The sequence below is a fragment of the Sphingobium sp. B11D3A genome, from assembly GCF_025961695.1.
Classification (GTDB): Bacteria; Pseudomonadota; Alphaproteobacteria; order Sphingomonadales; family Sphingomonadaceae; genus Sphingobium.
Map to the genome: position 1 here is coordinate 1645562 of NZ_JAOQOE010000001.1, position 25883 is coordinate 1671444.

25 protein-coding genes are annotated in these 25883 nt (G+C 66.5%); 18 read left to right on the forward strand and 7 right to left on the reverse strand.

What is annotated here, in order from left to right:
- Window positions 1-147: 147 nt before the first annotated feature.
- Window positions 148-1278 carry an aminotransferase class V-fold PLP-dependent enzyme gene (locus M2332_RS07845; RefSeq protein WP_264573615.1) on the reverse strand — a complete coding sequence of 377 codons (1131 nt, stop codon included), beginning with the start codon at window positions 1276-1278 and terminating at the stop codon, window positions 148-150.
- A 556-nt stretch (window positions 1279-1834) separates the two neighbouring features.
- Between M2332_RS07845 and M2332_RS07850 the strand changes: the two genes are divergently transcribed.
- Together M2332_RS07850 and M2332_RS07855 are read left to right on the forward strand one after the other, a co-directional pair.
- Window positions 1835-2146, forward strand: coding sequence for a hypothetical protein (locus M2332_RS07850; protein ID WP_264573616.1), 312 nt, complete (start codon window positions 1835-1837; stop codon window positions 2144-2146).
- A complete protein-coding gene (locus M2332_RS07855) occupies window positions 2139-2954 on the forward strand; it encodes a ferredoxin--NADP reductase (RefSeq protein ID WP_264573617.1) in 816 nt (271 codons plus the stop codon). Before M2332_RS07850 ends, M2332_RS07855 begins: the two co-directional genes overlap by 8 nt.
- A 159-nt stretch (window positions 2955-3113) precedes the next feature.
- Here M2332_RS07855 and bla read toward each other — a convergent pair whose 3' ends face one another.
- Window positions 3114-4010 carry a class A beta-lactamase gene (gene bla, locus M2332_RS07860; protein ID WP_264573618.1) on the reverse strand — a complete coding sequence of 299 codons (897 nt, stop codon included), beginning with the start codon at window positions 4008-4010 and terminating at the stop codon, window positions 3114-3116.
- 145 nt (window positions 4011-4155) lie between these two features.
- Here bla and mbhE point away from each other — a divergent pair, with 145 nt between their 5' ends.
- From mbhE to M2332_RS07895, 7 genes are all read left to right on the forward strand, one after another.
- Entirely contained in the window at window positions 4156-6885 is a 2730-nt protein-coding gene (gene mbhE / locus M2332_RS07865; protein ID WP_264573619.1) for a hydrogen gas-evolving membrane-bound hydrogenase subunit E, read from the forward strand.
- Window positions 6882-7262 (forward strand): sodium:proton antiporter, encoded by a 381-nt coding sequence (locus tag M2332_RS07870; RefSeq protein WP_264573620.1) that lies wholly within the window; start codon window positions 6882-6884, stop codon window positions 7260-7262. The genes mbhE and M2332_RS07870 overlap by 4 nt, the downstream gene beginning before the upstream one ends.
- Window positions 7255-8739: a complex I subunit 5 family protein gene (locus M2332_RS07875; protein WP_264573621.1), complete on the forward strand. Its 1485-nt coding sequence runs from the start codon at window positions 7255-7257 to the stop codon at window positions 8737-8739. The genes M2332_RS07870 and M2332_RS07875 overlap by 8 nt, the downstream gene beginning before the upstream one ends.
- On the forward strand, window positions 8736-9071 hold the full coding sequence (locus M2332_RS07880; protein WP_264573622.1) for a Na+/H+ antiporter subunit E: 336 nt from the start codon (window positions 8736-8738) through the stop codon (window positions 9069-9071). Before M2332_RS07875 ends, M2332_RS07880 begins: the two co-directional genes overlap by 4 nt.
- Window positions 9068-9343, forward strand: a complete 276-nt coding sequence (locus tag M2332_RS07885; protein WP_181560637.1) for a monovalent cation/H+ antiporter complex subunit F — start codon at window positions 9068-9070, stop codon at window positions 9341-9343. The genes M2332_RS07880 and M2332_RS07885 overlap by 4 nt, the downstream gene beginning before the upstream one ends.
- On the forward strand, window positions 9340-9699 hold the full coding sequence (mnhG, locus tag M2332_RS07890; protein WP_264573623.1) for a monovalent cation/H(+) antiporter subunit G: 360 nt from the start codon (window positions 9340-9342) through the stop codon (window positions 9697-9699). Before M2332_RS07885 ends, mnhG begins: the two co-directional genes overlap by 4 nt.
- A gap of 185 nt (window positions 9700-9884) precedes the next feature.
- On the forward strand, window positions 9885-10493 hold the full coding sequence (locus M2332_RS07895) for an outer membrane protein (RefSeq protein WP_264573624.1): 609 nt from the start codon (window positions 9885-9887) through the stop codon (window positions 10491-10493).
- A gap of 91 nt (window positions 10494-10584) precedes the next feature.
- Here M2332_RS07895 and M2332_RS07900 read toward each other — a convergent pair whose 3' ends face one another.
- Window positions 10585-11451 carry a class I SAM-dependent methyltransferase gene (locus M2332_RS07900; RefSeq protein ID WP_264573625.1) on the reverse strand — a complete coding sequence of 289 codons (867 nt, stop codon included), beginning with the start codon at window positions 11449-11451 and terminating at the stop codon, window positions 10585-10587.
- 113 nt (window positions 11452-11564) lie between these two features.
- Window positions 11565-13217, reverse strand: coding sequence for a YbaL family putative K(+) efflux transporter (gene ybaL, locus M2332_RS07905; RefSeq protein WP_264573626.1), 1653 nt, complete (start codon window positions 13215-13217; stop codon window positions 11565-11567).
- Between the two features lie 306 nt (window positions 13218-13523).
- Between ybaL and typA the strand changes: the two genes are divergently transcribed.
- Window positions 13524-15356, forward strand: a complete 1833-nt coding sequence (typA, locus tag M2332_RS07910) for a translational GTPase TypA (protein ID WP_264571312.1) — start codon at window positions 13524-13526, stop codon at window positions 15354-15356.
- Between the two features lie 286 nt (window positions 15357-15642).
- Here the strand turns inward: typA and M2332_RS07915 are convergent, their stop codons facing one another.
- The gene (locus M2332_RS07915; RefSeq protein ID WP_264573627.1) at window positions 15643-16263 is read right to left on the reverse strand and encodes a DUF4157 domain-containing protein; all 621 of its coding nucleotides are present in this window, start codon (window positions 16261-16263) and stop codon (window positions 15643-15645) included.
- Window positions 16264-16480: 217 nt separating this feature from the next.
- Here M2332_RS07915 and M2332_RS07920 point away from each other — a divergent pair, with 217 nt between their 5' ends.
- From M2332_RS07920 to M2332_RS07950, 7 genes are all read left to right on the forward strand, one after another.
- Entirely contained in the window at window positions 16481-16813 is a 333-nt protein-coding gene (locus M2332_RS07920; protein WP_264571314.1) for a hypothetical protein, read from the forward strand.
- 118 nt (window positions 16814-16931) lie between these two features.
- Entirely contained in the window at window positions 16932-17219 is a 288-nt protein-coding gene (locus tag M2332_RS07925; protein WP_264573628.1) for a DUF3297 family protein, read from the forward strand.
- Window positions 17220-17542: 323 nt separating this feature from the next.
- Window positions 17543-19363: a glycoside hydrolase family 127 protein gene (locus tag M2332_RS07930; RefSeq protein WP_319801481.1), complete on the forward strand. Its 1821-nt coding sequence runs from the start codon at window positions 17543-17545 to the stop codon at window positions 19361-19363.
- A gap of 255 nt (window positions 19364-19618) precedes the next feature.
- Window positions 19619-20281, forward strand: coding sequence for a PepSY-associated TM helix domain-containing protein (locus tag M2332_RS07935; RefSeq protein ID WP_264573629.1), 663 nt, complete (start codon window positions 19619-19621; stop codon window positions 20279-20281).
- Window positions 20282-20295: 14 nt separating this feature from the next.
- A complete protein-coding gene (locus M2332_RS07940; protein WP_181560645.1) occupies window positions 20296-20772 on the forward strand; it encodes a DUF2271 domain-containing protein in 477 nt (158 codons plus the stop codon).
- Window positions 20773-20802: 30 nt separating this feature from the next.
- Window positions 20803-21651: a DUF4198 domain-containing protein gene (locus M2332_RS07945; protein ID WP_264573630.1), complete on the forward strand. Its 849-nt coding sequence runs from the start codon at window positions 20803-20805 to the stop codon at window positions 21649-21651.
- A 2-nt stretch (window positions 21652-21653) separates the two neighbouring features.
- Entirely contained in the window at window positions 21654-22640 is a 987-nt protein-coding gene (locus tag M2332_RS07950) for an FAD:protein FMN transferase (protein WP_319801482.1), read from the forward strand.
- A 21-nt stretch (window positions 22641-22661) separates the two neighbouring features.
- Here M2332_RS07950 and M2332_RS07955 read toward each other — a convergent pair whose 3' ends face one another.
- Window positions 22662-23192, reverse strand: coding sequence for a nuclear transport factor 2 family protein (locus M2332_RS07955; RefSeq protein ID WP_264573631.1), 531 nt, complete (start codon window positions 23190-23192; stop codon window positions 22662-22664).
- 99 nt (window positions 23193-23291) lie between these two features.
- On the opposite strand from M2332_RS07955, the gene M2332_RS07960 reads away from it, so the two are divergent.
- Window positions 23292-23756: a hypothetical protein gene (locus M2332_RS07960; RefSeq protein ID WP_264573632.1), complete on the forward strand. Its 465-nt coding sequence runs from the start codon at window positions 23292-23294 to the stop codon at window positions 23754-23756.
- Here M2332_RS07960 and M2332_RS07965 read toward each other — a convergent pair.
- Window positions 23753-25840, reverse strand: a complete 2088-nt coding sequence (locus M2332_RS07965; RefSeq protein ID WP_264573633.1) for an AsmA family protein — start codon at window positions 25838-25840, stop codon at window positions 23753-23755. The two genes, M2332_RS07960 and M2332_RS07965, sit on opposite strands and share 4 nt — an antisense overlap.
- Between the last annotated feature and the right edge of the window lie 43 nt (window positions 25841-25883).

The following is a 25883-nucleotide window of genomic DNA, read 5'->3' on the forward strand; positions in this document are numbered from 1 at the left end:
CCACAATTTAGGACGGTAGATTGCTGAACACCTGCTTTGCTGTCGTATACGACGGTCGGTTTTTGGCGCGCTCTCCTGTGAAGAACGGCAAAGTATCCAGCCCAGTCCAACCCTCTCCTGCTGGCAGGAGAGGGCTGACGGATCAGCTCAGAACAGCTGATCGAACGCCGTTTCCAACCGCTTGAGGCTGGCGGGGACGTCCTTGAGCTTGTCGAGGCCGAAGAGGCCGATGCGGAAGCTGCGATAATCCGGGCCTTCGTCCACCATCAGCGGCACGCCGCCGGCGACCTGGAGGCCGAGTGCGGCGAAAGGCTTGCCGGTTTGCATCGCGGCATCCTCCGTGAACACCACGACCACGCCCGGCGCGGCAAAGCCATCGGCGGCGACCGACCGCACGCCCCGCTCCGCCAGCATCGCCCGCACGGCATTGCCCTGCTCCCACTGCGCGGCGCGCAGCGTATCGAAGCCGATCTGCTTGGTCTCCATCATCGCCTTGTGGAAGGTGCGCAGCGCATCGGTGGGCATGGTGGCATGATAGGCATGGCCGCCGTTCAGATAGGCTTCCATGATGCTGTTCCACTTGGCGAGATCGATCGCGAAGCTGGTGGACTGGCGGGCACGGCAGCGCTCCAGCGCGGCGGCATTCATCATCACCAGCCCAGCCGATGGCGGCGCGGACCAGCCCTTTTGCGGGGCGGAAATGAGGATGTCGACGCCGGTCGCGACCATGTCCACCCAGATGCAGCCCGAGGCGATGCAGTCCAGCACGAAGAGGCCGCCCACCTCATGCACCGCGTCCGCGACGGCGCGAATATAATCGTCCGGCAGGATCATGCCCGAGGCGGTCTCGACATGCGGCGCGAAGACGACGGCGGGCCGCTCGGCACGGATGGCCGCGACGACCTCGTCGACGGGCGCGGGCGCGAAAGGCTGGTCCGCGCCGCCATTGCCGATGCGGCGGGCCTTCATGACCGATTCCGACGCGGGGATCGATCCCGCCTCGAAAATCTGCGTCCAGCGATAGGAGAAGAAGCCGTTGCGGATGACCATCACGGTTTCGTCGGTGGCGAACTGGCGGGCGACTGCTTCCATCGCATAGGTGCCGCCACCGGGGACGACCACCGCGCGCTCGGCCTTGTAGACTTCGCACAAGGTGGCGTGGATATCGCGCATCACGCCCTGGAAAGCCTGGCTCATGTGATTGAGCGAGCGATCCGTGAAGACCACCGAATATTCGAGCAGGCCATCGGGATCGATATCGGGGCGCAGGGCGGGCATAGATGGTTCTCCTTGCTTCAGGCAGCGCATCCTGATGCTGCCCGTTCGTGCGACGGCGCTGACTCGATGCCACGCAATCGCCGCTGGCCGCGCATAGCGGGGCATGGTGCGGGATGCCAGTTGATCCTTCGCATCACCGCTCGGCGCTCGGATGAAGCGAAAGATGCAGATCGCGCTTGACGACGTCCACAGGGATCGGCATGACGCTGTTAATGCGATTCATTGTCATTAGCAGATGATGCAGTCGCAACGCCCTCACCCGCGCGAACCCCTCTTCGCGCGGCGCGGACGTTCCCGGCCTGCAGGTGCAGCAGGCCGGGGACGTCCTTCCACCGGCGATATGCGCGCTTGCCTTGCCGGAGCCAGCGCCGCCTGCCATCGCCCCTGCCTGCCACGGGAGAGATTGCCCATGTATGCGTTTCTGGATTGCCCGCTTTCCTCGCTTGATCGTGGCGGCCGTTTGCTCGTCTGGGCCATGCGGCATTGGGCAAAGGCGGTCTCTTGCGGGCGCTGCCCGTGCGGCGATGTCGGCCCCGTCTTTCACAAGGCGGATCTCATGGCCGGCTTCCCGCATTTCCACATGATGATGGCGGTGCTGAACCGTCACGCGCGCGAGAAGCTGTCCTTTGCCGACGTCGATTGCCCCCGGCTCAGCGATGGCGAGGCGCTTCTGCTCAGCCTGATCCGCCTGCCCGACGGGGCACACGCGGATCAAACGCCCGCGACGGTCGCGCTTGTCGTGCAGCCCGAGGGGGCGCCAGCGCTGCGTATGGCGCTGGATTCGCTCGGCGCGGCGCTACGGACGGTTGAACTCTGGCCCGCGCTGCCCATGTTCGATCCCGCCACTGTAAGGTTCCCCCATGAATGACATGACCCATCACGGCTTCGAGCTCGAGCCGACCGGCGCACTCAGCGTGGAATCCGTTCGCTGGGTGAAGCACTGGAACGACCATCTCTTCAGCTTCGCGATCACGCGGCCGGCGAGCTTCCGCTTCCGCTCCGGCGAGTTCGTGATGCTCGGCCTGCCGGGTGAGAATGGGCGGCCGCTGCTGCGCGCCTATTCCATCGCCAGCCCCGCTTATGCCGAGGAACTGGAATTTCTCTCGATCCGCGTCGAGGATGGCCCGCTCACCTCGCGCCTGTGCAAGATCCAGCCCGGCGACAGTCTCTATCTTGGCCGCAAGCCCACCGGCACGCTGGTGATGGACGCCCTGCGGCCCGGCAGCCGCCTGTTCCTGCTCTCCACCGGCACGGGCCTCGCGCCCTTCCTCAGCCTCGTGCGCGATCCGGATGTCTATGAGTATTTCGGCCAGGTCATGCTCGCGCACAGCGTGCGCACGGTCGCCGATCTGGCATGCCGCACCGATCTGGAAAGCCAACTCGCCGGCGATCCGCTGGTGCAGGATCAGGCCCTGCTGCAATTCCATTACTGCCCCACGGTGACGCGCGAGCCTTTCCGCACCACGGGGCGGCTCGATGCCCTGATCGACGACGGCACGCTGTTCCGCGGCCTGAGCGGCCCCGCGCGCCTGGACCCGGAAACGGACCGGGTGATGATGTGCGGATCAATGGCGATGATCCGCGACTTTTCCGCCCGCCTCGACGCGCTCGGCTTTGAGGAGGGCTCGAATGCCAAGCCGGGGGATTATGTGATCGAGCGGGCGTTCGTGGATTAGGTTTTAGGGTCAGGGGGTTAATCGCGAAGGCGCTTCACCTCCGTCATTCCCGCGCACGCGGGAATCCAGCTTGGACGTTGCTTCCCGGCGCAGGCGTGGAACTGGATTTCCGCGTACGCGGGAATGACGAATTCCTGGTCGCCCACTCGCCGATGGCGATCAGGCGCTCCAGGAGACCGCGAGGGCGCCCAGCGCCTTGAGGGCGGCCTCGTCTTGCGGGCGGACATCTTCGGCGAAGGTCGGCGTCTCGACATAGCCGATCACGATCAACGGACTGCGCCCGCCCGGCGGGACCAACACCGCCAGATCGTTGGTCTTGTTGCCGACGCCCTGGCGCATCCCGGTGCCCGTCTTGTCCATGCCCTGCCAATCGGCGGGAATGCCGGCCCTGATGCGATTGCGCCCGCTCTGGGTCTGCACCATCCAGTCCCTCAGCCGATCGCGACTGGCCGCGCCGAGCACATCGCCCAGCACGATCTTGCGCACAGTCTGCGCCATCGCCGCTGGCGTGGTGCTGTTCTGCTCGGTGCCGGGCGGGATCACATTGATCTCCGGCTCATAGCCATCCAGCCGGCTCGTGCTGTCGCCAATCTCCCGCCAGAAGCGCGTCAACGCCTCGGGGCCGCCGAGCCGGCGCATGAGGATGTTGGCGGCGGCATTGTCGCTGGTGATCTGGATCGCCTCAGCCAAGGTGAGGATCGGCAAGCGCCCTTTGGCGAGATTTTCTTCAACCACCGGCGCGTAGGCGACGAGGTCCGCCTGGCTGAAGCTCAGCTCTTCCGCGAGATCGAGGCGCCCGGCGTCGCTCTCGCGCAGGGCCATTGCCCCCAGCGACAATTTGAAGGTCGAGCAGTGACAGAAGCGCTCGTCCGTGCGCCAGCCAAAGCTGCGTCCGCTGCCGGTATCGAGAACGAGCACGCCCAGCCTGCCGCCGATCGCGCGCTCCATCGCCTGCAGGCGGGCCACCGGGTCATTCATCCCCTCCCGCTTGTCGGCACAGCCGGCCAGCAGAACACTCGCACCCATAGCCAGGGCAAAATCGCGACGATCGATCATCCGACTTTGATAAGCGGAACGAACCGGTTTCGCCAACCCTTCCTGGCAGGGCCGCGCACTGCGCTTCATTCGAAGCGAGAAAACTCGCCAAAGCGGCGCTTTGGGTGCTGCATCACAAGGCAAAACTGTGCATTAGGTTTGTCAGATGCTGACGATATTGCTGATTTCCTTCCTCGGCGCCTGCTTGATGCCGCTGCTGGCCTACGTCATTGGGCGTGGTGCGGGCATGGTGATCGCCCTCTTCCCCTTCGGCCTGCTCGCGGCGTTCGTAAACATGGCGCAGTTCGTGGAACGGGGCTGGGTCAAGGGGGAAGCAGCCGAATGGGCACCTTGGCTCGGCCTTGATTTCACGCTGCGGCTCGATGGCTTTTCCTTCCTGCTCTGCCTACTCATCACCGGGCTGGGCGGCTTGGTGACGATCTATGCCGGCGGCTATCTCACCAACAAGTCGCCGGCCGAACGCGCCCGTTTCTTCTGTTACATCCTGCTCTTTCTCAGCGCGATGCTGGGGGCGGTGCTGGCCGAGAATCTGCTCGTCTTCCTCGTCTTCTGGGAAGCGACGAGCATTCTCTCCTTCCTCCTCATCGGCTTTGAGGGACGCAGTGCCCGCGCCCGCCGGGCGGCGCTGATGTCGCTGCAGGTGACGGCGTTCGGCGGTCTCGCCTTGCTGATGGCCGTCGCGATGATCGGCCATGTGCTCGGCACCTACTCCATGGCGCAGGCGGTGGCGCGGGTTGGCGAATTGCATGACAGCCCGTGGGGCGCGGCCATCGTCGTGTGCATCCTGATCGCGGGTTTCACCAAGTCCGCGCAATTCCCGTTCCACTTCTGGCTGCCCAACGCGATGCAGGCGCCAACGCCCGCCTCGGCCTATTTGCACTCGGCGACGATGGTGAAGCTCGGCATCTATCTGCTCGCCCGGTTCGAGCCGGTGATCGGCGCGGAAAGCTGGGGACGGGGCGCGCTGATCACCGTGGCCTGCGTCACCATGCTCGTCGCCGCGTTGCAGGCCCTGCGGGCCGAGAACTTCAAATCCGCGCTGGCTTATTCCACGGTCGCATCACTCGGCATTCTCGTGCTGCTCGTCGGGCTGGACGGACCGGCGGCGTCGGTGGCGATGATCGGCTTCCTGTTCGCGCACGCGCTCTACAAGGCGGCATTGTTCTTCTGCGCAGGATCGGTGCTGCACGCGACGGGCCTCTACAGTTTGCGCGCCATGGGCGGGCTTGCCCGGCATCTGCCGCTGACGGCGCTGGCCTGCCTCGGTGCCAGCCTTTCCATGGCCGGCATTCCGCCGTTCATCGGCTTCATCTCCAAGGAATTCCTGTTCCAGGCGCAGTTGGAGAGCAGTTGGGAAGTCATCCCGCTGGCCATCGCCGTGATGGTCAACGCCGTCATGGTCGGCGTGGCCGGAGTGGTGACGCTGCGGCCGTTCTTCATGGGCCGCGGCAAGGTGAACAAGGTGCAGCATGGCGAGACCTTCTCGCTGGTGATGCCGCCGCTGCTGCTCTCTGCCGCCGGCCTGTTCATGAGCCTCGCGCCGGACTGGATCACGCGCGTCGCCATCCGCCCGGCGGTCGCCTCGGTCTACGGCCGCGCCGTGGAGGTGGACCTGACGGTGTGGCACGGCCTCACGCCGATGCTGCTGCTGAGCTTTGTCGTGGTCTCCATCGGCGCGCTGATCGTGGCCTTCTGGCGCAAGATCCACATCTGGCTGCGGCAGACCAAGCAGTTCAACACCTATGAGATCGAGCCGCTGTGGGAAATCAGCCTGCGCAACCTGATCCTCTCCTCCCGCAAGCTGACGGACGCGCTCCAGCATGGCGACCTGCGCCGCTATCTGCTGGCGGTGGTCGGCGGCGCCGGGTTGCTGATCGCCTGGTCGGTGGCGAAGAGCGGCGTCGCGCCTGACATCCCATTCCCCGGCGATTTCCGGCCGGGCGAGGCGCTGGTCGCGCTCATCGGGCTCGGCGGAGCCATTGCCGCTGCTCGCGCCAACACATTGCTGAGCGGCATGATCGCCACCGGCCTTGCGGGTTTTGCCGCCGCGATCACCTTCTTGATGAACGGCGCGCCGGATCTCGCGCTCACCCAGTTCACCGTGGAAGCGCTGCTCGTCGTGCTGCTCTCGGCCCTGTTGCTGGCCGTACCGCTCGCCAGCCCGGCGACCCGCACCCGCGCCATGCGCAAGCGCGATGCCCTACTCGCAACCAGCATCAGCGCGCTGCTGTTCCTGGCGGTGATGGACATGGCCGCGCGCGAGCATGTATCCGCCGCCAGCCACTTCTTCGGCCAGATGAGCCTCGTGGCGGCACATGGGCATAATGTCGTCAACGTCATCCTGGTGGATTTCCGAGCCATCGATACGCTGGGCGAAACCATCGTGATTGCCATTGCCGCCGTCATGGCGCGCTCGCTGCTGCGCAGCCGGGGAAGCGAGGGGCCAGTGCCCGGTCCCGAGCCGGTCCACTTCTCCCTGCAGGTCGCCGGGCGCTGGATCAGCCTGCTGCTGCTGCTCGCCTCGCTGGTGATTCTGTTCCGCGGTCACAACCAGCCGGGCGGCGGGTTCGTCGGCGGGCTGGTCGCGGCCCTCAGCTTTGCGCTGCTCGCGCTGGCTTATGGCGTCAACCACGCCCAGCGCGTGCTGCGCCTGCGCACCCTCACCCTCGTCGGCCTCGGCATGCTATGCGTGCTGCTCGCCGGCCTGCCGGGCCTGATAACCGGCGAGCCATTCCTCACCCATCTCTGGTGGGAGCCGGGTGGCCTCATCCCGGCCCTTTCGACCACGTTGATCTTCGATCTGGGCGTGTACCTGGTAGTGCTCGGCGCCGTGCTGGCCTTCCACTTCGGCCTCCAGCGGGAGGCGACGCGATGACCCTGCTCTATGGCGCCGTCGGCGCGGGCATCATCGCCTGCGCGCTCTACATGATCCTCTCGCGCAATCTGGTGAAGATGCTGCTCGGATTCTCGATGCTGGCGACGGGGGTCAACATCCTGATCTTCCTGGCCGGGCGCATCCAGAGCCGGCAGCCGCCCATCGTGGGCGAAGGCCGGCGCACGCTGGGCGAGGCTGCCGATCCGATCACGCAGGCGTTGATCCTGACCGCCATCGTCATCGGCTTCGCGCTCACGGTGATGCTCGCAGTGCTGGTGCTGCGCGCCTGGCGCCACAGCCATAGCATCGATGCGCGCAACGTCGATTCCGCCGAGGCGCTGGGCACGCCGCAGGAGCGGGAGTTGACCGATGACTGATGCGCTGCTGCTGCCCGCGCCCGTCATCCTGCCCTTCATCGGCGCGGCCCTGGTGCTCATCCTGCGCGCGCGCATCGCGCTCACCCGCGCCATCGGCCTGATCGCGAACGGCCTGCTGCTGGTCGTCTCGCTGCTGCTCTTCGTGCAGGCCAATGGCGGCAACCTCGTCCCGCTCACCGTGTTCGGCGGCTGGCCGCACGGCATCTCGATCAGTTTCTCGGCGACGATGCCGGGGCTGGTGCTGGTGGTTGTCACGGCGCTCATCGCCTTTGCCGCAGCGATCTACGCGCTGGTCGACGTCGGCCCGCGCCGCCGCCGCGCCGGCTATGACGCGCTGATGCTGGCGATGACCGGCGCGGTGAATGGCGCGTTCCTGACGCGCGATCTGTTCAACCTCTACGTCTGGTTCGAACTGGCGCTGATCGCCGCGCTGGGCCTCCTGACGCTGGACCGCCGCCCGGCGCAGATCGATGGCGCCATCCGTTATGCCAGCTTCTCCATGCTCGCGGCGACCTTCATCCTGCTCGGCGTCGGCATGATCTACGGGATCACCGGCACGCTGGACGTCGGCGCGGCCGCCGCTGCGCTCGCCAGCCGCCCGCCCAGCTTCGCCTCCGCCACTGCGACCGCGCTGCTGATGGCCGGTTTCGCGCTCAAGGCCGGGCTGTTTCCCTTCCACCTCTGGTTGCCGGCCTCCTATCATACCGGGCCACTCACCGCCGTGGCCGTGTTCGCCGGCCTGCTCACCAAGATGGGCTTTTATGCGCTGCTGCTCGTTTTCGCCGGGGTGTTTGGCGTCGGCGCGGGCGGCATCGGCGCCGCGCAGATGATGCCGGTGTTCGGCTGGATCGCAGCGGCGACCATCCTCATCTGCTGCGCGGGTGCGCTGGCGCACACCGATATGCGCCGCATCCTCGCCTACCATATCGTCGCGCAGGTGGGCTACATGACCATCGGACTGGCGATCGCCACACGCGAGGGGATTGCCGGCGCGGTGTTCTATATGGTCCACTCGATCATCGTGCAGGCCAATCTGTTCCTCGGCGCAGGCCTGATCCGCCGGGCGAGCGGAAGCTGGGATCTCACGCGGGCAGGCGGCATGGCGCGGACGAACCCGCTCTTTTCGCTGGTGCTCGCCGTGCCGGTGCTGTCGCTGGCGGGCATCCCGCCCCTCTCCGGCTTCTGGGCCAAGTTCATCGTCATTCGCGAAAGCTTTGATGCAGGCATGGCCTGGCTGGGCATTATCGCGCTGATCGGCGGGCTGATGACCATCGTCTCCATGTCCATCTTCTGGTCCGATGCCTGCTGGAAGGAACCGCGCGGCAAGCCGGTGCGCAAGGTGCCGCTGGCGGGGTTGATCGCCATGGCGATCCTCTCCGGCGCGACCATCGCCATCGGCCTACTGCCACAAAGCCTGTGGACGCTCTCACTCCTCTCCAGCCGCGCGCTGGCCGCCGTCAGCGGAGGCGGCTTATGAGGCCCGCCCGCCGCCTGCGCGCCGGTCTGACGCTGGTCGCGATGTTCCTGTGGGATCTCCTCGTCGCGTCCCTGGCCGTCGCCAGGATAGTCCTGTCACCCCGCATCCGCACCGCCCCGGCGATCATCCGCGTGGAGACGGACCTGGAGCGGCCCTGGGCCGTAGCCCTGTTCGCCTATTTCATGTCGCTCACGCCCGGATCGACCTGCCTGCATGTCTCCGAGGACCAGCACAGCCTCTACGTCCATGTGCTCAACACCGCCGATGCGGAGACAACCATCGCGCGGTTCAAGCGGATCTACGAGCGCTGGATCATGGAGTTGGAGCGATGATCGATATGGCGACGCTCACCACTGTTCTCGCCGTGCCGCTGGCACTGGCCTTCCTGCTGGCCGGCTGGCGCATGGTGACCGGGCCGAGCTTTGCCGACCGGTTCGTCGCGCTCGACATGCTGACCGCCATCGCCGTCGGGTTCGCGGCGCTGACCACGCTGGCGACCGGGCGCGGTGCGTTTCTGGATATTGCGCTCGGCATCTCGCTCATCAACTTCGTCGCCACGGCTGCCTTCGCCGTGTTTCTGGAACGCAAGCGGAGGCGGCAATGATTGTCCTCGCCATGGCCCTGCTGATTGCCGGCACCGCCTTTCTGTTCATCGCCGCCATCGGCATCGTGCGGCTGCGCGATCCCCTGCAGCGCATGCACAGCGCCACCAAGGCCGGCACGCTGGGGGCAACACTGATGCTGCTCGGCGTCGTGCTGGCGGCCGACATCGCGGAGCTGAACTGGACAAGCGGGCTGACAATTATGTTCCTGCTCATCACCCTCCCCATCGGCGCGCAATTATTAGGACGCGCGGCCTATGTCTCCGGCACGCGACTGGAAGGGCTGGGGCATGATCCGCTGAGCGAGGAACTGGAGCGCCACCCCGGCAAGCCTGACGAACTGACGCGGGACAGCTAGGTCTCAGCGTCCCCCGAGGACGGACGAAAACCAGGTTTCGCTCGTCCAGACATGTTGCATATACGCAACAATCCGACGCCACTAGTGATGCACAGCGGCCACGAGAAGGTTGACCCCGTTAACCGAGCTCCATAAGCGGCCCGTCCGCCTGGTGCAGAAGGCGAGATTAAAACAGGGAAAATACAATGAAACTTGCTGTTCTGGCTTCCGCAGCCGCCGTGATTATTGCCACCCCTGCCGCTGCGCAGGAAGGCCCCACCTTCTCCGGCCTGAGCCTCGCGGTCCTCGGCGGCTATGACTCGGTGCGGCTGAGCGACGGCGTCGACAATGGAAGCAGCGATGATTTCGCTTATGGCGTGAGCCTCGGCTACAATGCCGATCTCGGTTCCGCCGTGGTTGGCGTCGAAGCAGAAGTCGCTGACTCAGAGGTCAAGGAATCGGCAACGGATCTTATTGTGACGGGCGACGAACTGTCCACGTCGGCAGCGCGCGATCTGTACCTCGGCGTCCGCGCCGGCGCCAAGCTCGCCCCCAACGCGCTGATCTACGCCAAGGCCGGCTATACCAACGCCCGCCTCAAGTTGAGCTACACGGATGGCGTTAACTCCGCCAGCGAAGGCGAGAACTTCGATGGTTATCGCCTGGGTGCCGGCGTTGAATACAGCTTCGGCCGCTTCGGCGTTCGCGGTGAGTACCGCTTCTCCGACTACGGCAATGTCCAGTTCGGCGACGTCGACACCGGCACCAGCATGCAGCGCCATCAGGTCATGGTCGGCCTCGTCGGCAAGTTCTGATCCAGCGTTTTCGTTAAACGGGAAGGGCTGGCCTTGCGCCGGCCCTTCTTTTTGTGCGCGACATGGCCAAGCCAGGCGCGCCGGTTCCAATCTAGGCGGCGACGGCGCTCACCAGCAACGCCTTGCCGGCCAGCATGACGCCCTTGCCCGGCACATGATGCGGCGCAAAGGCCGCCGCGAGGCGCGCTTGCGCCTCGGGCATCCGGTCAGGCGCGACCTGATTGCCGATGTGCATGGCCGACAGCACGAAGGTCGCAGCATCCTGCGCGCTCGCGCCGGGTCCCCCGACCGGCAGGTCGCGCAGGCACGGCGCCACGTCCATCTCCGCAAAGCCGGCCTGCGCCAGCACCTCTCCCAGCCATACCGTATCGGCAAAGGCGAACGGGCCGGGCGCTCTGGGGTCCGGCCGTCCATCCGGCGCCGGCAGCAGATCCTTCAGCGCCTGCTGCATCAGCTGCATCCAGGGATTTTCCGGTGGCGCCGCCCAGACCGCGAGATCGATACGGCTGCCGTCGCGGACCTGCCTGCGCAGATTGCGAAACGCCGCCTTGGGCTCGGCAAAGAACATCGACCCGAAGCGCGAAAACAGCCGGTCGAATGGCGCGCCGTTGATCGGCGCGGCACCGGCGTCGGCACAGACGAAGCTGACATTCTGCAGGCCACTGAGCGTTGCACGCGCGCCGCAGGACAGGATGAGGTCGGACGAGATGTCGACGCCGGTGACATGCCCGTCCGGCGCCACTGCCCGGGCAATCGCAAGGCTGGTGCCACCACCGCCGCAGCCGACATCGATCACGCGCTCGCCCGGCTGGAAGTCCGCCCGAGCCAGCGCCACCGCGCCGATCGGCTCGATCATCCCCTCAAGCCGATCCAGATTGGCGAGCCAGTTACGCCCCAGGTCGCCTGCCCAGCCTTCAGCAGTTTTGCTGATCTCCACCCCGCTGCCATCGGCACCCATGCCTTTGTCTCCCGACCCATGATGCGGCCCCTGCCGTCATGACTGTCCGGCAGGCCGCTTGCTCAATAGATGACAATGTCCCGTCCCGCTGTCGAGCGGTGATACGCGCGAAATCAGATGCCCTGCGCTTGCATGTTTCCGCGCAGCGCAAGCTCCAGCATCCGCGCCGCCAGTTCGCGCTCGCTCATCACGACGTCGCCGATCCCCAGCTTGATCAGATGTTCCACCTCGCCGTCCGAATGGGCCCGCGCGACGATGCCGATCCCGGGGCGCAGCGCCCGCGCCTTCTGGGCGATGGCGCCGGCATCGAACCCTTCGGGAATGGCGATGAGCAGGCTGGTCGCGCGGTCGATGCCGGCGGCCTCCAGCACGCGCCGGTCCAGTGCGTTGCCCGTCACCGCTTCATGTCCGTCGCGTCGCGCGGCATCGGTCAGTTCGGCATTGCTCTCAATGACCACCAGCGGCTTGTTCCGCTCGCGCAGCGCCTTGGCGATCAGCCGGCCGACGCGGCCATAACCGACCAGCACGACATGCACGAGCGTGGCGGACGGCGCTGCCACCGGCCGCGCATCGACCTTGGCAGCCTCGCTCGCGCGATGGGTGATGTAGGAAAACAGAAACGGATGCAGGAAGATCGAGATGATCGCGCCGGCCAGGATCAGATCGCGCGCTTCGGACGGAAGCACGCCGAGGCCAAAACCCAGCGTGACGAGAATGAACGAGAATTCGCCGATCTGCGCGAGGCTGGCTGCAACCGTCATCGCCGTCTCGCGCGGATAGCCGGAGACGCGGACGATGGCATAGGCAGCGAGCGATTTGCCGACCGTAATGATCAGCACTGTGGCGAGCAGCGGCAAGGGCTGGCGAAGGATGACCATCGGATCGAACAGCATGCCGACCGAGACGAAGAACAGCACCGCGAACGCATCGCGCAACGGCAACGTCTCTTCAGCCGCGCGCCGGCTGAGCGGGGTTTCGCCGAGGATCATGCCCGCAAAGAAGGCCCCGAGCGCGAAGGACACATCGAAGATGAAGGCCGATCCAGCCGCCACGCCCAGCGCAATCGCCAGCACGGCAAGGCGGAATAGCTCGCGCGAGCCGGTATGCACCACCCAGTGCAGCGCCCATGGAATGATCCGCCGCCCGACCAGCAGCATCAGCGCAACAAAGCCGCTCACCTTGAGGATCGTGACCAGAACCGGCCAACCGATGGCCGAGAGACCCTCGCTCTGCGGATCGAGTGCGATGCCGGCCAGCACCGGCAGCAACACCAGCGCCAGGACCATCACCAGATCCTCGACGATCAGCCAGCCCACGGCGATGCGCCCGCGCTCCGTCTCGACCAGATCGCGCACCTGCAAGGCTCGCAGCAGCACGACGGTACTGGCGACCGACAAAGCCAGGCCGAAGATGAAGCCGGAGAGCAGGCCCCAACCCATCAGCCAGGCCAGCGCCATGCCCAGCACAGTCGCGGTGGCGATCTGCACCACCGCCCCGGGCACGGCGATGCGCCGCACCGCCATCAGATCCTTCACCGAAAAATGAAGGCCGACCCCGAACATCAGGAGGATTACGCCGATTTCGGCAAGTTCATTGGCGAGGTTGGGGTCAGCGACGAAGCCCGGCGTGAACGGTCCCACCATCACACCGGCGACGAGATAGCCGGCAATGGGGGAGACCCGCAGCCGCATCGCCAGCGCGCCCATGAAAAAGGCAGCGACGAGGCCGGCGACGACCGTGGCGATGAGCGGCGTGTAATGCGGCATCCTGTATAGCAGCTCCTGTTGATGCGAGATCCTGTCGCGCGGGCTGCGAGACCTGCGGCGGCCCCGACCGGGGGTTTTGCGCGGCACCGCAACCATCGCTTTGTCGCGTGGAGTGTAATGGCTTGAAGACCATGCGCAACGATGGTCATTGCCTTCAAGCACTTAGGCTGGCCGCACCGACTATGACGAGGCCGCGGACCATCCGCGTTGCTGGCCGTTGCGCCGAGCGCCGCTTTCCGCTAAGGGCCGCGAGAAATTCCGGCCGGATGACCCGTGTCGGCCGTCCACAAGCCCAGAGAGATTATCATGAGCCCCCGTCCCAACGCTCTGCGGAACGTTGCCATCATCGCGCACGTCGATCATGGCAAGACCACCCTCGTCGACCAGCTTTTCCGCCAGTCCGGCACTTTTCGAGACAATCAGCGCGTCGATGAGCGGGCGATGGACTCCAACGATCTGGAGAAGGAGCGGGGGATCACGATTCTCGCCAAGCCCACCTCCATCGAGTGGGAAGGCACGCGCATCAACATCGTCGACACGCCCGGCCACGCCGACTTCGGCGGCGAGGTGGAGCGCATCCTCTCGATGGTCGATGGCGTGGTGCTGCTGGTGGACAGCTCCGAAGGGGCGATGCCGCAGACCAAGTTCGTGACCGGCAAGGCGCTGGCCCTCGGCCTGCGTCCCATCGTCGTCGTCAACAAGGTCGATCGGCCCGACCAGCGCATCCAGGAAGTGCTGGACGAGGTGTTCGACCTGTTCGTGAGCCTCGACGCGACCGACGAGCAGCTCGACTTCCCCGTGCTCTATGCTTCCGGCCGCAACGGCTATGCCAGCACCGACCCGACCAAGCGCGAAGGCACGCTGACGCCGCTGTTCGAGACGATCGTCAACCATGTGCCGCCGCCGGCGCTGGACATCGACGCGCCGTTCACCTTCCTGGTGACGCTGCTGGACCGCGACAACTTCCTCGGTCGTATCCTCACCGGCCGCGTGACCTCCGGCACCGTGAAGATCAATCAGCCCATCCATGCGCTGGACATGGACGGCAAGATCATCGAGACCGGCCGCGCCTCCAAGATCATGACGTTCCAGGGCCTCGACCGCGTGCCGGTCGATGAAGCGCGCGCCGGCGACATCATCAGCCTCGCCGGCCTGACCGTCGCCACCGTGGCCAACACCATTGCCGACACCTCGGTCTCCGAGCCGATCAAGGCGCAGCCCATCGATCCGCCGACGCTCTCCATGCGCTTTGCGGTCAACGATTCGCCGATGGCGGGCCGTGAGGGCGACAAGGTGACCAGCCGCATGATCCGCGACCGCCTGTTCCGCGAAGCCGAGAGCAACGTCGCGATCAAGGTCACCGAGAGCGCGGACAAGGACAGCTTCGAGGTCGCCGGTCGCGGCGAGCTTCAGTTGGGCGTGCTGATCGAGACAATGCGCCGCGAGGGCTTCGAGCTCGGCATTTCGCGCCCGCGCGTGCTGTTCGGCGAGGACGAGAACGGCAACCGCACCGAGCCTTATGAGACCGTCGTCATTGACGTTGATGATGAATTCTCGGGCACGGTTGTGGACAAGATGAACCAGCGCAAGGCCGAGATGACCGACATGCGGCCCTCGGGTGGCGGCAAGACCCGCATCACCTTCTCGGCGCCCTCGCGCGGCCTCATTGGCTATCATGGCGAGTTCCTCTCCGACACGCGCGGGACCGGCATCATGAACCGGCTGTTCGAGAAATACGGTCCCCACAAGGGCAAGATCGAAGGCCGCAAGAACGGCGTGCTGATCTCCAACGGCGCCGGCGAGGCCAATGCCTATGCGCTCGGGCCCCTTGAGGAGCGCGGTGTGCTGATGGTCGGCGTGGGCGAGGCGCTCTACGAAGGCATGATCATCGGCGAGAACGCCAAGCCGGAAGACCTTGAGGTCAACCCGATGAAGTCCAAGGCGCTCACCAACTTCCGCGCCAGCGGCAAGGACGACGCCGTCCGCCTGACGCCGCCGTGGAAGCTGACGCTGGAGCAGGCCATCGCCTATATCGACGATGACGAGCTGGTCGAGGTAACACCCAAGACCATCCGTCTGCGCAAGCGTTACCTCGACCCGAACGAGCGCAAACGCGCTTCGCGGTCCAAGGCCGCCTGATCCAAGGGGCGCTTGTCCAGCCGGACGAGCGCCCTTTTCTTTTGGGGCGCTGGGGAGGCCGGCGAGTGATCGCTTGGGTCGGGCCGAACTCTCCCGATGCTGCCGATGGCATTGTGCTTGTAAGCCAGCCTTAGCCCCTCCTGTTGAGCTTCGCTCGCCTACGGCCCAGAGGAGGGGTTGGGGTGGTGCAGCACCCTCGCGTTTATGCGCTGACTTCACGATGCTGGCGCATCGCCACCACCCCCGGCCCCTCCTCTGAAGAGGAGGGGAGACGTGTCCGCGCAGTCTAGCGCGTCCGCGCCGGCGCTGGCGCCGCCGTCCGCATCGCGGCGATAACCCGTTCCGCCTCGGCATGGGCATCGGCTTCGACGCCCTGATAATCGCGCGTGTAGCGCTGGGCGAAGCCCTGGACGCCCCATTGGCGATACTGGTGCACATGATGCAGTTCATGCGCCCAGAGGCCGACATCCGAGGCGGCATCGTCGACAGAGCGGAAGAGCACCACATCGTCCAGCGTGATCGCGGCGGCGTTGCTGCGGTTGAAGGTATTGGTCTGCAAGCTGAACTCGTGACCCTGGCCAACGCGATAGCGCACGCGGTCCAGCAGGGCGTCCGGCATATGGCCGCGTAGCCGCGCGCGAATGGCGGGCGGGATCGGCTCGACACCCGCTGCCACCGCATCGTTGCGCGAGGCGGTGATCCAACTCGCCAGCGCCTGCGCCGCGAACAATTGCCCGGCACCCTGCAGATCGGTCAGCAAGCGCCGGCCGGCCTCGTCAAATGCCGGTACGACCTGGCGGGCGGCGTCCTGAGCCCGCGCGGGAACGGTGAAACCGGATGCGGGAATCAGAAGCCCCACCGCAGCAAGCGGCACGACCAGCAGGGAGGGAAAGGAGAAACGGGGCATAGAGCAGACCTCTAGGTCGTCGCGGCTGAACCCGCTTTTAACGCCTTACGCGTCCCACGCCCTTCGCGACCATCCTTCCACATATCACCGCATCCAGGGCACGCCCCATGGGCAGATGAACGGCCTGTTTCGCGGGCGTTCAGGCCGGTCTGGCAGAAAGGATGGATCGGACGAGCGAGGCCGCGCGCAACGCCGACATTGGACACAGGAGAATGACATGCCTCTTACCCCCCGCCTCGCTTCGGTCGCCTTCGCCGTTGCGGCCACATTCGGCCTCATGCCGCTCGCTGCGGCACCGGCTCAGGCCCAAAGCAGCCTGTCGATCAGCTATCGGGATTATGATCGTGGCGCCTATCGTGATGGCTACCGCGACGTCCGCCGCGACCGCCATTATCGCGAACGGTCTTATCGCAGCGACCGCCGGGACTGGCGACGTCACGACCGCGGCTATCGTAGCGGCTACGGCTATAACGACCGTCGCCGCTGCTGGACCGAAACCCGCTGGGACCGCTGGCGCGGCGAGCGGTATCGCGTGCGCATCTGCCGCTGATCATGCCAACCGCACGACCGGGGCCGGACAGTCTCCGGCCCTGCCGCCCTCGCGGACTGCCCCATGCGCGCTCCTGAGAAGCGTTGACTGGCCGAAAGCTCTTCGGCAAGGACGAGCCATGGTTGATACTCCCGCATCCGACACGCCCGCCGCACCGCAGAGCGAGACGCCGCCCGACCGCCTCTCCACCAATCCGCGCAGCCCGCATTTCGATATGGAGACCCTGCAGCGTGGCATCGGCATCCGCTTCAAGGACCGGGTGCGCACCGATGTGGAAGAATATTGCATCTCCGAAGGCTGGATCCGCGTCGCCGCCGGCAAGACCCGCGACCGCCATGGCCAGCCGCTGACCATCAAGCTCTCCGGCCCGGTCGAGGCCTGGTTCGAAGACGCCAAGCAGGACTGAGCCCTGATGGCCCGCGACAAGCGCGCGGGCCAAACCATCTGCGTTGATGGCCTCGCCAATAGTGGCGGATGATCGCCATCCGATCGAAAGAATTGCCTTCCCGCCCGCCTCGTTTATGGTAGCGTTATCAAAACGCGAAGTTGAACGCGACTGGGGAGGATTAGATGGCGGCTATGTCCTGTCATATGCATGCAAGGGGCGTGTCGGCGTCTCGCCGTGAGTTGTTGGCTTCGGTCGCCTCGGCCACTCTGGTGAGCGGGATTCTCGCGCCAGTTACCGCGCGTGCAGCCTTGCCATCAGCTCAGTCTAAGGGCGCGCTCAGCGTGGCGCCGCGCCTTCAGCCCTTCGACATGGCGGATGTGACGCTACTGGAAAGTCCGTTTCTCGCCGCGCAACGAGGCACGGAAGCCTATCTGCTTTCGCTCGAGCCGGACCGGATGCTGGCCAATTTCCGCACAAATGCCGGGCTCGCTCCCAAGGCACCGGTCTATGGCGGTTGGGAATCCGAGGCGACCTGGGCTGACATCCACTGCCACGGCCACACGCTCGGCCATTATCTCTCCGCCTGCGCACTGATGTTCCGGTCCACCGGCGATGGGCGATTCAAGCAGCGCATCGATTATATCGCCGACGAGCTGTATGCCTGCCAGCGCGCATCCGGCGTGGGGCTGGTCTGCGCCTTTCCTGAAGGCGCCGCGCTCGTCGCCGCGCATATCCGGGGCGAACCGATCACCGGCGTCCCCTGGTACACGCTGCACAAGATTTTCGCCGGACTGCGCGATGCCTGGCAGCTTGCCGGCAGTGACACTGCTCGCCTTGTGCTGCTGCGCATGGCCGATTGGGCGGTGGTCGCCACCCGGCCGCTCGACGCCGCCGCCTTCGAGGCGATGCTCGCCACCGAGCATGGTGGCATGAACGAGGTGCTCGCCGATCTCTATGTACTGATTGGAAAGGCCGATTACCGCACCTTGGCCGAGCGCTTCTCCCAGAAGGCGGTAATGGAGCCGGCCGCTAAGGGGCGGGACTTGCTGGATGGCATGCACGCTAATACGCAGGTGCCCAAGTTCGTCGGCTTCCAGCGCGTCTACGAGGTGAATGGTAAGAAGGCCTATGGCGATGCCGCAGCCTTCTTCTGGCGCACAGTCGCCCGCACCCGCTCCTATGCGACGGGCGGCCATGGCGATGCCGAGTTCTTCTATCCGCCCGCCGACTTCGCCGCGCATGTCTTCTCGGCCAAGGGCTCTGAAACCTGCGGCCAGCATAATATGCTCAAGCTCACCCGCGCGCTGTTCCTGCACGATCCGCAGGTGGAGCTGGCCGACTTTTACGAGCGCGCGCTCTATAATGGCATTCTGGCGTCGCAGGACCCTGAGACCGGCCTCGTCACCTATTTTCAGGGCGCGCGGCCGGGTTACATGAAGCTCTACTGCACGCCGGTCGACTCCTTCTGGTGCTGCACCGGATCCGGCATGGAGAACCATGCGAAGTATCGGGATTCGATCTATTTTCATGACGCCGAGGCGCTGGTCGTCAACCTGTTCATCCCCTCATCGGTGCGCTGGCGGGAGAAGGGCGCGGTGCTGACCCAGACCACCCACTTCCCCGAGGAGCCCTCCACCGCCCTGCGCTGGTCTCTGGCCCACCCCACCCGCGCGACCCTGCGCCTCCGCCACCCGCGCTGGAGCCGGACGGCGCGCGTCAGCCTGAATGGCGCCCCGTTGGCGCAATCGACGAAACCGGGCAGCTATCTGGAGCTGGACCGCGACTGGCGGGATGGCGACGTGCTGACGCTCGAACTCGACATGCAGGTCCGCGTCGAGGAATCGCCGGCGGCGCCGGGAATCGTGGCATTCACTTATGGGCCGGTCGTGCTCGCTGGCGCACTCGGGACGGAGGGGCTGGCACCGGGATCGGATGTGGTCGTCAACGAGCGCCTCTATGGCCAGTATAACGATACGCCCTTCTCCCCGCCCCAACTGGTGGGCGATGCCGAGACGATCGCGGGGCAGCTCCGCCCCGGCACCGCCCCGCTGGAATTCATCATCGCCGACCGGGAGGGACGCCCCGTGCGGCTGATCCCTTATTATCAGATCCGCCACGAACGCTACGCGACCTACTGGCCGCTACAGCCTGCCCCCGGTTGAGGGCTAGGCCCCTCACTGGTCGGCCCGCTCTTTCGACGCGGCCGAGCGGCCCCATACCGCCATCTCCTCTTGCGAATGCTTCTCAATATATGCAATGGAGGCGCTCGAACATGATTCGCGCAGGCTGGTCGCTGCGCGTCGCCAATCATCGTCGGGGGGCATGTGGACGGACAGCGGGTGGACAGGCAGCGGGCGGATGAGCCGTTAGCGGCGTCGGCAGGCGGCGGCGCGGCAGCCATCACGCGCGGGGCGTCCGTGTCGGCATCTCCCTCCAGCGCCGCACGGCCCGCGCAGAAGGCGCCGGCCAAGCGCAAGGCGCGCGCCTTCTGGCTCAAGCAACTGCACAGCTGGCACTGGATCAGCGCGGCGATCTCGCTGATCGGCATGATGCTGTTCGCGATCACGGGCATCACGCTCAACCACGCCGATTCCATCGGCGCCGCGCCGAAGGTCGAGGAGCGCTCAGCCACCCTGCCCCCTGCCCTGCTCGCCCAGATCGAGGCGGCGCCTGCTTCAGCCGATGCGCCGCTGCCCGCCCCGGTCGCCGCGCATCTGCGTCAGGCAGTCTCACTCGACGCAACCGGGCGCGCGGCGGAATGGTCGGACGAGGAGGTCTATGTCGCCCTGCCCGGCCCAGGCAGCGATGCGTGGATCACCATCGATCGCGCGACCGGCGCCGTGACGGCCGAGCGCACCGATCGCGGCTGGATTTCCTACTTCAACGATCTGCACAAGGGCCGCAACACTGGCGGCACGTGGAGCTGGTTCATCGACATCTTCGCTGTCGCCTGCATCGTCTTCACCCTCACCGGCCTGCTGCTGCTCCAGCTTCACGCCCGGCATCGCCCCTCCACCTGGCCGCTGGTCGGGCTGGGGCTGCTCATCCCGCTCGTCATCGCCCTGCTGTTCATTCACTGAGGATCCGCTCTCCCATGAAGAAGACTTCCCTCGTCCTTGCCGGTCTCGTCGCCACGCCTGCCACGGCCGGCACGATCAGCGTGACCATTCCCCGCCTCAATGTCGCCGAATATCACCGGCCTTATGTCGCGGCATGGGTGGAGCCGACCGGCGGCGGCGCGGCGCAGACCATCTTCGTCTGGTATGACGTCAAGCTGCAGGGCCGCGAGCCTGGCACGAAGTGGCTCTCCGATCTGCGCACCTGGTGGCGCAAGGGCGGCCGCAGCCTCAAGCTGCCCGCCGATGGCGTGAGCAGCGCCACCCGCGCACCGGGCACCCACAAGATCGCCCTGCCCGCCACGCTCAAGCCGGGGCAGTATACGCTCTATGTGGAAGCCGCGCGCGAGACCGGCGGCCGCGAGATCGTCTCCATTCCGCTGCAGGTGCCAGCCAAGGGCGGCTCCGCCACCGGCAAGTCCGAACTGGGCGCCATCACCATTTCCGCTCGCTGAGCTTTCCAAGACCCGAAAGGCCACGACCCCATGCGCATCAAGACCGCTCTGCTTGCCGCCGCCGCGCTGATCGCCGCCACGGCGATGCCCGCCAATGCTCACCGCCAGTGGCTGCTCCCCTCCGGCACCATCTTCTCGGGCGAAGACCCGTGGGTGACGGTGGATGCGGCCAGCTCCAACGACCTCTTTTATGCCGATCATAATGCCATGCGGCTCGACAGCGTGAAAGCATGGCGCCCAGACGGCAGCGAGGCGGAGATCAAGAATGCCGCAACCGGGCGCTATCGCTCCGTGTTCGACGTGCAGCTCGACCAGCCGGGCACCTGGCGCATCGGCAGCGCGCAATCGGGCGTGATGGGCACGTTCAAGGTCGATGGCGTGGAGTGGCGCCTGGGTGGACGGCGCGGACCGCCGCCGGCACCGGGCGCACAGGCGCCCGCCAATCAGGTGAGCAGCGTCGCGGAGATTCCGGCCAACGCAACTGATCTCAAGCTGACCGAAACCAGCGGTCGCAACGAGTTCTTCGCCACCAAGGGCGAGCCGAGCGCTATCAAGCCGCTGGGCAAGGGGCTGGAGATGGTGCCGATCACTCATCCTGCCGAGCTGGTACAGGATGAGCCGGCCAAGCTGCGCTTCCTGGTCGATGGTCAACCGGCGGCTGGCCTCAAGGTCACGCTGGTGCCGGGCGGCAAGCGCTATCGCGATAATGAAGGCGTGTTCGAGGTAACGACCGATGCCGACGGCGTGGCCACGGTGAACTGGCCGATGGCGGGCATGATCTGGCTCAATGCCTCGCTGAGCGACGACAAGCCGGCGACCCCGCGCGTCACGGCGCGGCGGATGAGCTACACCGCCACGCTGGAAGTGATGGCACCCTGACCATGCTCGGCGCCGTCCCGCGCATCGTCGTGCCCCCGATCCAGTCCGGCGCCCTCGCCGGGATCGACCCGGGCGCGCCGGTGCGGGAGATTGGCGGTGAAACCATGGGCACCATCTGGCGGGTGCGCTTCTGCGCCCCGCGCAACGTGGATGCCGATGCGCTCAAGGAGGATGTGCAGGCACGGCTCGATGCCATCGTGGCGGATATGAGCCATTGGGCGCCGGATTCCGCCCTCAGCTGCTTCGGCGCGGCGCCCGCTGGGCAGTGGACCACCTTGTCCGCCGACTTTGCCGCCGTGATGGCGACCGGCCTCGCTCTTGCCGAGCGTACCGACGGCGCGTTCGATCCGGCCATCGGGCGCTTGACGGAGCTCTATGGGCTGGGGCCAAACCCCATGCAAAGCAAACCGACGGACGAAGCCCTTGCGCAGGCGCTAGCCCAATCGGGCTGGCGACGCCTCGCGTTCGAGCCCACGACCCGCCGGTTGCGTCAGCCGGGCGGCCTCTGGCTGGACCTCTCCGGCATCGCCAAGGGCTATGCCGTCGATGCCGTGGCGGACCTGCTGGCCGAGCGCGGCGTGGCGCATTGCCTTGTCGAGGTGGGCGGCGAACTGGTGGGCCGCGGGATGCGTCCGGATGGCGACCCGTGGTGGGTCGACCTTGAAATTCCGCCGTCCGTGCGCGCCCGCCCGATCCGCATCGCCCTGCATCAACTGGCCGTTGCGACCTCCGGCAATTATGTGCGCGGCGCCCACACGCTCGATCCGCGCACCGGGCGGCGGGTGGAGAACGGCGTTGCCTCGGTCAGCGTCCTCCACGCCCGCGCCATGGATGCCGACGCCTGGGCCAGCGCGCTCACCGTGCTCGGGCTCCACGCTGGCGCCGCCTTGGCGATCCGCGAGGGTCTGGCCGTCCACATGCTCGCCCAGGACGGCGCGACGACCCGCGAGTGGATCAGCCCTGCGCTGGCGGAGATGCTGGGCGATTGAGCCCCGCCAGTTACTTCGCCTTCACTTCCCCATCTCATTGGGATCAAACTTCAGCATCGCCGCACTTTTGAGAGCCGGGTCCCAATGTTCGGCGATCAGGCCGTTTTCGATCCGGTACACATCGAACCAGCTGGTGACATAGGGCTTGCCCGCCTCGTCCTTCATCGGGCGCTCGCTCATCACCAGCACATAATCGCCCTCCGCCACGATCCTGATGATCGGCAGGGTAATGATCGGCGAAATCGGGCGGGCGGGGCGTGAGCCGCGCAGGAAGGCCGCCAGCGCATCCCGGCCCGAGGCGACATTGGGATTATGCTGGATATATTCCGGCGTGAAGAAGCGCTCGACCAGATCGGCATGGCCGCCCTGCACGATATGGCGATACATGTCGTAAACGAGCTTCTTGTTGGCGGTGACCTTTGGGTCCGGGCTGGCGAGCATCGCCTTCTGCGCCTCGGCGCTGGCCGCGACCTGAGCATGCCCCGGGCTGGTGACCATGGTCATGGCAATTAACAGCGCCGCGATGGTCGGAATGCGTGCGAAAATCCTCATGCTCTCTCCCCTCTCCATTCCGCCCGTGCGTCCCGTGCCGGCGGCTCTGGCCTTTGTGCCGCAAAAGTCTCATGCTGGCGAGCCTAAGGGAGAGACCGCATGGAAGACCGCAACAATCGCCGGGCCGTAGACCTGCTCAACAGCTTCCCGTTGCTGCTCATTCCGGTGCTGATCTACAATCTGGTGGCGCTGTTCGCCGGCGCGCCGCAGCCGGATCAGACCGAGCCGGCGCTGGCCGCCGTGATGCGGGGCGAGGCTTTCACGCTGCCCATGCTCTCGGGCGTAGTGCTGATGCTGAGCTGGGGTGACATGCTGTTGCTGCTCACCATCGTCTTCCTGCTGGTCGAGGTGGTGCGATCGACGCGGCGCGGGGCATCCTCCATCGCCAATCTACTGCTGACCATGGCGGTGTTCCTTTTATGCGCGGTCGAGTTCTTGCTCCTCCCGCGCTTTGTCAGCGCCACCTTCTTCCTGCTCACGATGATCGTGCTGCTCCATGGCCTGACCGGCCTGTCGCTGTGGCTGGCGGACCGGCGCCAGACCGGAGCGACCCCGGCCGCCTAGCGCAGGGCCAGTTCCGCAGGCTTGGGCGCTGGCCCGGCTTGGGCCGCGTCGGCCGTCGCTCCGCCGCGCAGCAGCGTCCCGCAAGCCGGCGCCTGCGCTTCGTCCGGGTCGACAAAGCCGAAGATGGCCCGCACATCCGGTAGCATCATGGACAAGCCGAACAGGCGCTGGGGCCGGAACAGGTCGACCGGCTCGCGCAGCACGGTCGGCGCGGCCAACGTGCCGCCGATCAGGATCGGCGCGGGGCGACCGAACCATTCGCGGCTCTTGCCCTGCGCCTGCAAGCGCAGATCGAGCCGTTCGCCGCGCAGATCGAACTCGCCGCGCCCAGTGAGGACATGGCCATCGGTATCGATCAGGATTGGGTCGGCCGTCGCCAGCCCGTCGCGGACCGAAAAGGCGATCAGTCCGCAATTGAGGTGGGTCGCGTTATTCGCAGCCTCGCCATCGCCGCCGATCCCTAGGCGCTGGCCGAGGCGCCAGAATATCCCTCCCGTCGAATCCACGCCGTTGCCGCTGCGCGTGCCGAACATCGCAGCACGCAGATTGGTCATATCCAGCTCCGATTCGCTCGCCTGTGCCATGCCCACGCGCCCGGCGGGCAGCACCAGGGCGATGCGGCCAGCGGCATGACCGAGCGTCTCGCGCAGGGTCTCGCCGCGCCCGCTCAGCTGGATGCGCCCGCGCGCCAGCGCCGTTGTCTCGCGCGGGGCGAGGCCCCAGCCGGCCAGCAGCGGCCCCATCGGCGTCGGCGAGAGGCGGATATCGTAGCGGGCAAGCGCCGGGCCTTGCCGCGCATCGATGTAGATATCCGATGAGACGAAGCCGCCCGCCAGATCGACACTGGCCGGCGACAGCATGAACCGCCCATCGATCAGCGCGAGGCGCATGGCGAGATGCGCGGGCTTGAGCGCGGAGCCCGCGTCCCCGACGCCCTCGATCTGCTCGGCCTTGTAGTCGACCACAGCATCGAAACTGCGCAGCGCCCCGGGAGACAGGGTGGCATCCGGCAGCAATGAGGCGACGGGTTGAGGACCTTCGCCATCGGATGGGGACGTCGCAGTGCGCAGCCCCAGCACAGCCATGCCGTCCGCCAGATGCAGGGCCTCGGACGCCAGAGACGCCACCACGCGCGGACGGGCGCCGCGTTGTTCGAGCGTCAGGCTGCCGCTGAGATCGGTCTCGCCAAGCTGCCCTGCAATGCGGCTGAAATGCCAGCCGCCGCGCCGTTGCGCGAGCCGAGCCGTCAGCGCAAAGGAGGGCGCGGCTGGAAGATCGATGCGCGCCAGTGCCGCCAGCGCCGCAAGATCGGGGCCGCGCGCTCCGACCCGCAGGTCCGCCCCGGCCAGCCGGAACGGGCTGTCGCTTTCCCCTTCCAGCCGCAGGTCCAGTGTCTCCGCGCCCGCGCGCAGGGCAAAGCGGAACGGTTGCCCCTCGGCTGAATTGCTGGAGCCATTCATGCGAAAGGCATCACCGGCAAGACTGGCTCGCCCGGCGAAACGCACCGCGCCCGGACCGCTTCCGACCAGCTTGAGCCAGCTCTCGATTCCCTCGCGCTCGTCCCGGTAACGCAGCACGAGATCGTCCGCGTCCACCCGCTGCACGCCAGCGACGGCAAACAGACCATCCTTGCCGCCGAGTTTCCAGTTTGCCGCGCCCGTGCTTGCCTGCCGCTCCAGATCGAGCGTGCCGCCGCGCAAGCCGAGCGCACGCGGGCCGGCGCGCCCCATCAGCAGATCGAATGTGGAGAAGCGCGCCGTCAGGGCGCGGACATTGAGCAGATCGGGCGCCTGCGCCCAGGCGGCATTGGCGATGCGCACATCGTCCGCAGCCAGTTGTAGGGAGAAAGGCGTCACCAGCAGGCGGACATCGCCATCGATCGCAACGGCACGGCCCAGTGCGGCGCTCGCCCGGCGCTCGATCGGCTCGCGCAGCAGCGCGGTGCCAAGACCGGCGGCCAGCCCGGCCCAGCCGAGCAGCGGCACGGCCAGCGCCGTCCAGAGCAGCGGACGGCGACGGCGGGTGGCCCGAGGCGTGGCAGGGTGAGGATCGCCCGAGGGCGGCAGGTGCGGGGGTGCGGTCACGGCGCGCCTGTACTGGCACGCCGGATCGTCAGCGCTGCCGCCG